The organism is Streptomyces diastatochromogenes (genome assembly GCF_002242805.1).
Taxonomy (GTDB): domain Bacteria; phylum Actinomycetota; class Actinomycetes; order Streptomycetales; family Streptomycetaceae; genus Streptomyces; species Streptomyces diastatochromogenes.
Window position 1 is genome coordinate 18,790 of sequence record NZ_MCGQ01000047.1, and the last position, 9,088, is coordinate 27,877.

General features: G+C 72.0%; 9 protein-coding genes and 1 pseudogene. 4 read left to right on the top strand and 6 right to left on the bottom strand.

Going from position 1 to position 9,088, the window contains the following annotated elements; translation table 11 throughout:
- Positions 1 to 66 precede the first annotated feature (66 nt).
- On the top strand, positions 67 to 1,461 hold the full coding sequence (locus tag BEK98_RS39865; protein ID WP_094221676.1) for a uracil-xanthine permease family protein: 1,395 nt from the start codon (positions 67 to 69) through the stop codon (positions 1,459 to 1,461).
- Here the strand turns inward: BEK98_RS39865 and BEK98_RS39870 are convergent.
- Positions 1,443 to 2,561, bottom strand: a complete 1,119-nt coding sequence (locus BEK98_RS39870; protein ID WP_094221683.1) for a glycoside hydrolase family 6 protein — start codon at positions 2,559 to 2,561, stop codon at positions 1,443 to 1,445. The genes BEK98_RS39865 and BEK98_RS39870 overlap by 19 nt on opposite strands.
- Before the next feature lie 209 nt (positions 2,562 to 2,770).
- On the opposite strand from BEK98_RS39870, the gene BEK98_RS39875 reads away from it, so the two are divergent.
- A complete protein-coding gene (locus BEK98_RS39875) occupies positions 2,771 to 3,457 on the top strand; it encodes a DUF5995 family protein (protein WP_094221677.1) in 687 nt (228 codons plus the stop codon).
- A 96-nt stretch (positions 3,458 to 3,553) separates the two neighbouring features.
- Positions 3,554 to 4,483 (top strand): LLM class F420-dependent oxidoreductase, encoded by a 930-nt coding sequence (locus BEK98_RS39880; protein ID WP_094221678.1) that lies wholly within the window; start codon positions 3,554 to 3,556, stop codon positions 4,481 to 4,483.
- A 42-nt stretch (positions 4,484 to 4,525) separates the two neighbouring features.
- Here the strand turns inward: BEK98_RS39880 and BEK98_RS39885 are convergent, their stop codons facing one another.
- Both BEK98_RS39885 and BEK98_RS39890 read right to left on the bottom strand, forming a co-directional pair.
- Positions 4,526 to 6,223 carry a flavin monoamine oxidase family protein gene (locus BEK98_RS39885; RefSeq protein WP_094221679.1) on the bottom strand — a complete coding sequence of 566 codons (1,698 nt, stop codon included), beginning with the start codon at positions 6,221 to 6,223 and terminating at the stop codon, positions 4,526 to 4,528.
- Positions 6,224 to 6,303: 80 nt separating this feature from the next.
- A complete protein-coding gene (locus BEK98_RS39890; RefSeq protein ID WP_094221680.1) occupies positions 6,304 to 7,092 on the bottom strand; it encodes a carbon-nitrogen hydrolase family protein in 789 nt (262 codons plus the stop codon).
- A gap of 305 nt (positions 7,093 to 7,397) precedes the next feature.
- Between BEK98_RS39890 and BEK98_RS39895 the strand changes: the two genes are divergently transcribed.
- Positions 7,398 to 7,949, top strand: coding sequence for a Repetin (locus BEK98_RS39895; RefSeq protein ID WP_094221681.1), 552 nt, complete (start codon positions 7,398 to 7,400; stop codon positions 7,947 to 7,949).
- A 26-nt stretch (positions 7,950 to 7,975) separates the two neighbouring features.
- Here the strand turns inward: BEK98_RS39895 and BEK98_RS39900 are convergent, their stop codons facing one another.
- From BEK98_RS39900 to BEK98_RS49260, 3 genes and pseudogenes are all read right to left on the bottom strand, one after another.
- Complete coding sequence (locus BEK98_RS39900; protein WP_244202188.1) at positions 7,976 to 8,359, bottom strand: DUF742 domain-containing protein; 384 nt, start codon at positions 8,357 to 8,359, stop codon at positions 7,976 to 7,978.
- 7 nt (positions 8,360 to 8,366) lie between these two features.
- Positions 8,367 to 8,807: a roadblock/LC7 domain-containing protein gene (locus BEK98_RS39905; protein WP_094221682.1), complete on the bottom strand. Its 441-nt coding sequence runs from the start codon at positions 8,805 to 8,807 to the stop codon at positions 8,367 to 8,369.
- Positions 8,797 to 9,088, bottom strand: a pseudogene (locus BEK98_RS49260) (hypothetical protein); the annotation flags it as partial. The pseudogene BEK98_RS49260 and the gene BEK98_RS39905, both read right to left, overlap by 11 nt.

Here is a 9,088-nt window from a genome sequence, read left to right on the forward strand (position 1 = left end):
GAGCGGCCAGGTACCCGTGACAATGGTCCGGACCGTCTTCACGTACAGAGAAAGCGAAACCCCACCATGGACCTCGGCGTGCGCTGGAAGCTGCACGGTGACGGGCGCACGCCCGCGCCCGGAGCGGTGGTACGCCCCGACGAACGGCTCTCCTGGCCCCGCACGGTGGGCCTCGGCGCCCAGCACGTGGTCGCCATGTTCGGAGCCTCCTTCGTCGCCCCGGTATTGATGGGGCTCGACCCCAACCTCGCGATCATGATGTCCGGCGTCGCGACCGTGATCTTCCTGCTCGCGACCCGTGGCCGGATCCCCAGCTACCTGGGCTGCTCGCTGTCCTTCGTGGGCGTGGCCGCGGTGATCCGGGCGCAGGGCGGCACGAGCGCGACGGTGACCGGCGCGGTGTTCGTCGTCGGTGTCGCACTGTTCCTGGCGGGTCTCGCCGTGCAGCGCTTCGGGGCGCGGATCATCCACGTCACGATGCCGCCGATCGTCACCGGCGCGGTCGTCATGCTGATCGGTTTCAACCTCGCGCCGGTGACCGCGTCCACGTACTGGCCGCAGGACCAGTGGACGGCCCTGCTGGTCATGCTGTTCACCGGTCTGGCCGTCGTCTGTCTGCGTGGTTTCTGGTCACGCATCGCGATCTTCCTCGGCCTGCTCTTCGGCTACGGCCTCTCCTGGGCCTCCGACCGGGTCCTCGGGAAGATCCACTCGGTGGACGCGAGCGGCAAGGTCACCGACCACTGGCGGCTCGACTTCTCCGGCGTCGGCAAGGCCGAGTGGATCGGGCTGCCGTCCTTCCACGGGCCCTCCTTCCAGTGGTCGGCGATCCTGGTCGCCCTGCCCGTCGTCATCGCGCTCGTCGCGGAGAACGCCGGACACATCAAGGCGGTCGGCGAGATGACCGGCCACCGGCTGGACGACAAGCTCGGTACGGCCATCTCGGCCGACGGTGTCGCCTCCATGCTGTCCACCGCGGTCGGCGGTCCGCCCAACACCACGTACTCCGAGAACATCGGTGTGATGGCCGCGACCCGCGTCTACTCGACGGCCGCCTACTGGGCCGCCGCCGGCTTCGCGCTGCTCTTCGGCGTCTGCCCGAAGTTCGGGGCGGTCGTGGCCGCGATCCCGGGCGGTGTCCTCGGCGGCATCACCGTCATCCTCTACGGCATGATCGGCCTGCTCGGCGCGCAGATCTGGATCAACGCCAAGGTGGACCTGCGTAACCCGCTGAACCTGGTCCCGGCGGCCGCGGGCATCACCATCGGCGTCGGCAACGTGTCCATGAAGTTCGGCGAGCACTTCACCCTGAGCGGCATCGCGCTCGGCACCCTGGTCGTCATCACCGGATACCACGCCCTGGGCGCCCTCGCGCCCGCCCACCTCAAGCCGCAGGAGCCGCTGCTGGACGAGGGCACGTCCACCTACGACGAGGAGGACGGTCAGCGCGCCAAGTCGTAGGCGTACGACGGTGTGAACGTCCCGGGGGCGCCCTTGCAGCCGTCGGACTCCCCCGGCGTCTTCACCCACAGGTAGGCGTCGATGCGGGCCTCTCCCGTGGTCAGGGTCGGCGCGCGGCCGATCCTCCGGCCGGCCGGGTCGCACCACTGGTGGTCGGGCGGGGCGCCGTTGCCGTTGCGGCTGGTGTCGATGACCGCGCCGAGGCTCGCCGGGCCGCCGAGGGCGTCCAGGACCTGCCGGTCGTAGGCGATCTCGTCGGCGGTGGTGTGGAAGTTGGAGACGTTGCTGAAGATGCCGTCGGCTGCGCCGGCTCCCGCCTGCCTGAGGAGGGCGGCCTGCTTGTCGGGCGGGTTCCAGCCGGAGTGGCCTGCGTCGTAGTAGACCCGCGCGCGCGGGTTCGCCGCCTTCAGGGCCCGGCCCGCGCGGGCCAGTGAGGCGAAGCGGGCGGCCCGGTCCGCGTCCGGGAGACAGTCGGACTGGGCGACCGAGTCCGGCTCCAGGATCACGATCACCTCGTCGGAGCCCAGCCCCTCGGCGAACGCGTCGATCCAGGCGTCGTAGGCCTCCAGGTCCGGCGCCCCACCCTGGGAGGCGCCGCCGCAGTCGCGGTCGGGGATCGCGTACGGCACGAGCACCGGGACCCGGCCCTGCGCCGCCGCACCCGCGGTGACCGCGCGCACCTTGGCGGCGATGGTGTCCGGGCTGTAGTCGGCGAACCACACCGCGGCCGGCCGGTCGGCGATCCGGGACGCGATGAGGGCGGTGCGCGGGTCGTCGGGGTGGGCGCGGACCCAGTCCAGCACCTGGGAGTCGGGGTGGCGGTAGAGACGGGGGGTCACGGCGTCGGTCCGCTGCTTCCTCTCGGCGCGGGTCGGGGAGGGGGTGGGAGCCTGCTGCTCCGGCGTCTCCGGCTCGGCCGTGGGAGTCCGCGTGGTCCTCGACGGGGAGGGCGACGGCTCGGGAAGGGCGGGCAGGGGCGCGCGGCTCGGGGTGCCGGTCACCTCGGGCCGGGCCTGGTCGGAGCCCCGGCCGTGGTCCAGCGCGGAGACCATCCCGGTGACGGTACCGACCAGGGCGACCACCGAGGCCGCCGCGACCATCGCCGAGCGCAGGCGGGCCCGCCTGCGCTCGGCCCGGCGCGCGGCCAGGCGCCGGGTGCGTAAGCCTGACACGGTCTCGCTCCTCCCTCCCTCCCCGCGTGCGATGTCGCTCCCATCCTTCCCGTCCTGCCCGTCCTGTGTTCCCCCGTTCCGGCGAAGCACCGGTCCGGTCGGCACACGGGTCGGGTCAAGGCTGGGACCCTTCCCCCATGGTGCAGTCGGAACACCTCACCTCACCCGTCGACGCCGTGATCGCCCGGATGCGCGCCCTCGACGCGGAACTGCCCGAGCGGGACGGGGTCGCCGTGTTCAACCGCGTCTACCTCGCCGTCACCGAGGAGGTCGACCGGCGCCTGGACAGAGGGGAGTTCCCGGACCCACGGGCGGCGACCGCGCTGGACGTCCGGTTCGCCGAGCGGTATCTGGCGGCGGTCGACGCGGTGGACCGGGACCGCCGTCCACCCGCCTGCTGGCGGCCCCTGTTCCAGCTCCGCCGCCATCCCGGGGTACGGCCGGTGCAGTTCGCGCTGGCGGGCATCAACGCGCACATCGGGCACGATCTGGCGCTCGCCGTGGTGGACGCCTGTCGTACGCTCCGCTGCGAACCGGCCGACCTGGAGGACGAGTTCGACCGCGTGGGTGACCTCCTCGTCTCGCTGGAGGAGCGCATCCGCGAGGATCTGATGCCGGGCCCCGACCTGCTGCAGATCGCCGACCCGATCACCCATCTGCTGGGCTCCTGGAGCCTGGAGCGGGCGCGGGACGCGACCTGGGCGGCGGCCCGGGCACTGTGGGCGCTGCGGCACTGCGAGGACGTCGTCGAGGAGTTCGCCGAACGCCTGGACGCGGCGGTCGGCTTCGCGGGCCGCATGCTGCTCACCCCGCTGACCGACTGACCTGGCCGGATCCGGGCCGTGGGCGAGCCTCCTGTGGAACTGCCGTGGGATCGCCGTACGTTGACGGTTCAACACCCAGCGCAGAGGAGCAGCGGTATGGCGACCCGGCTCGGCCTGAGTCTTCCCCAGATGCGGCAGTACTCCCTCGGCAAGGACGTGCCCGACGTGGCGCGCGCCGCCGAGGCGACCGGTTACGACAGCCTGTGGGTCTTCGAGCGAGCCCTGTTCCCGGAGCCCGCCACCCAGGGCCTGTACGGCATCGAGGGCCTGCCCTGGCCCGACCAGTACCGGAACGTGGCGGATCCGCTGGTCACCCTCACCCTGGCGGCCGCGGCCACCGAGCGGGCCCGGCTCGGCTCCAGCGTGCTGGTGGCTCCGCTGCACATCCCGTTCCAGCTCGCCAAGGCCCTCGCCTCGCTGGACGCCGCGAGCGGCGGCCGGGTGATCGCCGGCTTCGGCACCGGCTGGTCGCTGGACGAGTACGCGGCCGCGGGCGTCCGGCCGATCGCGGAACGCGGCAAGGTGCTCGACGAGATCATCGGCGTGTGCCGGGCGGTGTGGGGCCCCGACCCGGTGCGCTACGACGGCCGTATCACCCGGATCGAGTCCGCCGTGGTCGGGCCCAAGCCCGCCCGGCCGATCCCCATCCTGCTGGCCGCGAGCAACAAGAAGGCGTTCACCCGGCTCGTGGACCACGCCGACGGCTGGCTGCCGGTGGGCATGGGCGTCGAGCAGATCGCCGGCCAGTGGCAGCAGTTGCGGGACCTCGCTGCCGAGCGCGGCCGCACGGAGCCGATCCAGACGGTGCTGCGGGTGAACTGCGTTCGCCTGCCCAAGGCGTACGAGGGCGCGGACCGCCGCCCCTTCCAGGGGAACGCCGACCAGATCGTCGAGGACCTGGTGGCGCACGCGCAGATCGGTCTCGAGGAGATCCTCATCGACCTCCAGGGCACCGCGCGGGACGCGCAGGAGCTGAAGGACGTCGCCGCCGAGGTGTTTGAAAAGGCGCGGGCGGCCGGAGTCTGAGTCCGGCCGCCCGCGCCTTGGCTCGGGGAGAGGAGATCCCGGTCAGTCCTCGGGCAGTTCCACCGGGGCGATCTCGTCGTAGACGTCACCCGGGCCCGGGTTGGCCGCGTCGGACTCGCCGCCGAAGTGGTGCATGACGCCCCAGACCGCGTTCAGCGCGGTCTGGATCGCGCCCTCGGCCCAGCCGGCCGTCCAGGAGATGTCGTCGCCGGCGAGGAAGATGCCCCGCTTGTCCTCGGGCAGCCGGTCCTGCATGAAGTGCGTGAACAGGCGCCGCTGGTAGCGGTAGTGGCCGGGCAGGTTGGCCTTGAACGCGCCCATGAAGTAGGGCTCGTTCTCCCAGGAGACGGTCACCGGGTTGCCGATGATGTGCTTCCTGATGTCGACCTTCGGGTAGATCTCGCCGAGCGACTTCAGCATGACCTCCATCCGCTCGTTCGCGGACAGCGGCAGCCACTTCAGGCTGTCGTCGCACCAGGTGTAGGACAGGCAGATGACGGCGGGCTTGTCCGGGCCGTCGTCCAGCAGGTAGGTGCCGCGGGTCATGCGGTCGGTGAGCGTCATCGACATGACGTCCCGGCCGGTCTCCTCGTCCTTGTCCAGCCAGAACGGCCGGTCGACGGGGACGAACAGCTTCGAGGACTCCATGTAGTGGGTGCGCTCGATCGCGGTCCAGTGGTCGATCGGGAAGAGCGAGTCGTCGCAGGCGATCTTGGACAGCAGCATCCAGGACTGGGCGGTGAAGATCGCCGCCTGGTAGGTGCGGATGTCGCCGTTCGCGTCGGTCACGGTGATCTGGTTGCCCGCGGTGCGGTGCAGCCGGGTCACGGCCGGGCGCGGCTCGCCGTCCAGGTGAAGGGACTTCAGCGAGGTGCCGTAGGGCCAGTGGACGATCTTCTCCGGCTCGCGCTCCCACAGGCGCAGCGGCAGCTGCTGGGAGCCGCCGACGATGCCGCGGTGGTGGTCGTCGGCCTCGGTGTAGACGACCCGCAGGATCTCCAGGATGGAGTTCGGGAAGTCGGTGTCCCAGCCGCCGGTGCCGAAGCCGACCTGGCCGAAGATCTCACGGTGCCGGAAGGACTTGAAGGCCTCCGAGTCGCAGAGGAAGCCGTAGAAGGTCTGGTTGTCGAGCTTCTCGACCAGCTTCGACCAGATCTCGCGGATGCGCGGCACGTCCCGCTCGCGCATCGCGCGGTTCATGTCGGAGAAGTCGGCGCCCTCGTCCAGGCACTTGTTCCAGGCCTCGGCGACGTCCCGGTACACCTGGGGCAGGTCGTCGATCGTCTCGGCGTAGTGCGACTCGCCCTTGAGGTCCACGACGGTGGACGGGGTGGCCTCGGCCAGCGGGTTCGGGAAGGGCTGCGTCTCCAGGCCGACCATGTCGATGTAGTGCTGGAGGGCGGTGGAGGAGGGCGGGAAGCGCATCGCGCCCATCTCGGCGGTGAGCGACTCGTCGCAGCCCTCGAAGCCGACGGTGCGCAGGCGTCCGCCGATCTGGTCGGCCTCGTAGACGACGGGCTTGAGGCCCATCTTCATCAGCTCGTAGGCGGCCACGATGCCGGACAGACCGCCGCCGATGACGGCGACCTCGGTGCCGTGCTCGGTCGCGGGGATCTGGCCGAGCCCCGCCGGGTGGGCGAGGAAGTCGTCGTAGGCGTAGGGGAAGTCCGGGCCGAACATGGTGATCGGCGGCTGCTGCTCGTCGGCGTGCTCGACGGCGTTGGGCACCGTGGACGTCATGGGGTACGGACTCCTTGCGCGGGGGTGAGGCGGGGAGGGCTCGGGTGGGGGGGTGATACAGGGAGGGAGGGCTCGGGGGGTCAGGCCAGGGACCCGTACAGGCCGGGGCGGCGGTCCTTCAGATACGGGTTCGCCTCGCGGGAGGCGGCCAGGAAGGCGGGGTCGGCGTCGGCGAACACCAGCTCCTCGCCGCGGCCGGCGCGGGTGCGGGCGATGCCGTCGGGACCGGCGAGGGTGGACAGTCCGAAGAACTCGAACTCCCCCTCCTGACCGACGCGATTGGCGTACGCGACGTACATCTGGTTCTCGAACGCGCGCACCGGGAGCATCGACTCGGCGACGATCTCGAACGGGTGCATGTTCGCGGTCGGTACGACGAGGAGGTCGGTGCCGGCCAGGGCGTGGGCGCGGACGTTCTCCGGGAACTCGACGTCGTAGCAGATCATCAGGCCGACGGTGAGGCCGTTCAGCTCGGCCTGGACGACCGGCTGCTCGCCCGGCGTGAAGTGGTCGCGCTCGAAGCCGCCGAAGAGGTGGGTCTTGCGGTAGTTCGCGAGCCGGGTGCCGTCGGCGGAGATCAGCTGGGCGGAGTTGTGGACGGTCTCGCCGTCGCGCTCCGGGTAGCCGTAGGCGATGGCCAGGCCGTGCCGGGTGGCGATCTCGGCGATCGCGTCGGCGGAGTCGCCGTCGGCGGGCTCGGCGAGGCGGCCGACGGCGTCGCCGATCGCGTAGCCGGTGAGGAACATCTCCGGCGCGACCAGCAGCGCGGCGCCCCCGGCGGCGGCCCGGCCCGCGGCCTCGTCGAGGACCTTGAGGTTCTCGGCGATCGAGCCGGGGCGGCCGGAGCTCTGGAGCAGTGCGGTACGCATGCGGGTTCCTCACCGGAAAGGGGGTTTTGGGGGCCACAACGAAGGTACGGTCGGCGCGCTCGGCCGGACAAGAAGGAGCCGTTGCGCGCCGGTGCGCGGTTCGTTGCGTGGCAGGGGGGTCGGGCGGCGATTCGTTGCGCGCCCCGGGGCGGGGTTCCCCTCCCCCCTCGGACGCAGGTCACGGCAGGGCTTCCCCGCCGGACGGGGGAGGCGGGATGCCACCCGCGGAACGATGTGCCGACGGCCCGCCGCCGGGAGAGTGGTGAGCGTTCAGTTCACCCGCTTGACCTGCGGAAAGGACCGTCATGCAGCGTCGTACGAAGATCGCCGCCGTCGCCTTGGCCACCGCCCTGCTGATCATCACCGGGGCGGAGGGCGCGGCGATGGCCTCGGGGGGCAGGGTGCACCACCCCGTGCGCGAGGCCGCCGCGCTCACCGGCACGGCCAAGCTGTACCGGTCGGCCGGGGACGACATCACCTTCTCCTTCGACGCGCATCTGGCGGCGAAGGACACCAAGGACCCACGGAAGGCGACCGGAACGTTCGAGTTCAGCCACTACCTGCACGGGAACGGCGCCTGGGCCAGGGCGAAGGTGGACTGCCTGGTCACCGGCGGCAAGGTCGCCGTCGTCTCCGGCGTGATCACGGCCTCGGACCTGCCGGGCGCCAAGGGCAAGCGGGTCGGCGTCACGGTCCACGACCTCGGCCGGCACGACCGGCTGGGCTACAGCTGGGCCGGGCTCGGCAGCCCCACGGACACCAAGGACCTGCCCCCGTGTGTGTCGTCGGCTCCCTTCGAGAAGGTGAAGCAGGGCACCGGTGACTTCGAGGTCGTCCCGTGGAAGCCGGCGCTGTGAGGGGCACCCGACGCCGAGCGCGGCGGCTACAGCTCCTTCAGCCGCTCCACGATCTCCCGCAGCAGCCCCGGATCGGCGGCCGGGCCGGTGACCGGCAGGCGGCGGGGCTCGTCGATACGGACCAGCCCCGCCTCGGCCAGGTCGCCGAGCAGGACCCGTACGACGGTCAGGGGCAGATCGGCGTCCGCGGCCAGCTCGGCCACCGGTCGCGGGCCGCGGCGGATCAGGTCGAGCAGCGCGGCGGGGGCGTGGTCGAGGTCCGGGTGCGTCGCGCCGTCCGGTTCCAGGGCGGTGACCCGGGACATCAGGTCGACGGTGTGCCGTTCCGAGGGCCGGGTGCGGCCCCGGGTCACGGTGTAGGGACGGACCATCGACCCGGTCTCGTCCTCGTACCAGTGCTCGTCACTCACCGCGGGGTCAGGGGGCCGAGCGGGTGGCGGCGTCCAGATGGCGGCCGAGGCGACGGACGAGCAGGGCCATCTCGTGGGCGAGCTGGCCCACGTCGGTCCGCGCCTCGCTGAGCACGGCGAGGCGGCTGCCGTGGCCGGCCGGGGTGATGAAGAGGTAGGCGTCCTCCAGCATGACCATCGTCTGCCGCACCTCCCCCGCCTCGAACCGCTCCCCCGCCGAGCGGGCGAGGCCGTGGAAGCCGGAGCAGACGGCGGCCAGGTGCTCGATGTCCCGGCGGCGCATGCCGTCCGAGCAGCTGAGCGGCAGACCGTCGGCGGTCAGCAGCACCGCCTGGCGGACATGGTCGGTACGGGCCACGAGGTCGTCGAGCAGCCAGCCGAGATCCGTACCGGGCGCTCCGGCGGGCGGGGCCGGGTTCTCGGGGGTGGTCTGGTCGTCACCGTGCATCGTCGGTGTCCGTCCCTTCGTCGGCGTCGGTGGTTGCGTCGTGTGTGGCTGGGGGTGCCTGTGCATCTGTGGCTGGGGGTGCGTTTGTGCCCGTCGGCGCGTCTGTGCCCGTGGGCGCCGGCAGGCCCTGGCGGCCGCGGTCCAGGCCCCGCTGGAAGGCGCCGAAGATCGCCCGCATCTCCTCGGCGTCGACTTCGCGCCCGGGTGCCGCGTCCCGGGGCGGCGGATCGTCGCGCAGTTCGGGGGCGAGGGAGGTCTGGCGGGTGCGGGTGGGTAGGGCG

What these genes read in the sequence shown, in the direction of transcription:
- BEK98_RS39870 (WP_094221683.1), bottom strand. Translation starts at nt 2,561, where the DNA reads ATGGTCGCGGCGGCCTCGGTGGTCGCCCTGGTCGGTACCGTCACCGGG.
- BEK98_RS39875 (WP_094221677.1), top strand. Translation starts at nt 2,771, where the DNA reads ATGGTGCAGTCGGAACACCTCACCTCACCCGTCGACGCCGTGATCGCC.
- BEK98_RS39865 (WP_094221676.1), top strand. Translation starts at nt 67, where the DNA reads ATGGACCTCGGCGTGCGCTGGAAGCTGCACGGTGACGGGCGCACGCCC.
- BEK98_RS39905 (WP_094221682.1), bottom strand. Translation starts at nt 8,807, where the DNA reads ATGCACGGTGACGACCAGACCACCCCCGAGAACCCGGCCCCGCCCGCC.
- BEK98_RS39890 (WP_094221680.1), bottom strand. Translation starts at nt 7,092, where the DNA reads ATGCGTACCGCACTGCTCCAGAGCTCCGGCCGCCCCGGCTCGATCGCC.
- BEK98_RS39885 (WP_094221679.1), bottom strand. Translation starts at nt 6,223, where the DNA reads ATGACGTCCACGGTGCCCAACGCCGTCGAGCACGCCGACGAGCAGCAG.
- BEK98_RS39880 (WP_094221678.1), top strand. Translation starts at nt 3,554, where the DNA reads ATGGCGACCCGGCTCGGCCTGAGTCTTCCCCAGATGCGGCAGTACTCC.
- BEK98_RS39895 (WP_094221681.1), top strand. Translation starts at nt 7,398, where the DNA reads ATGCAGCGTCGTACGAAGATCGCCGCCGTCGCCTTGGCCACCGCCCTG.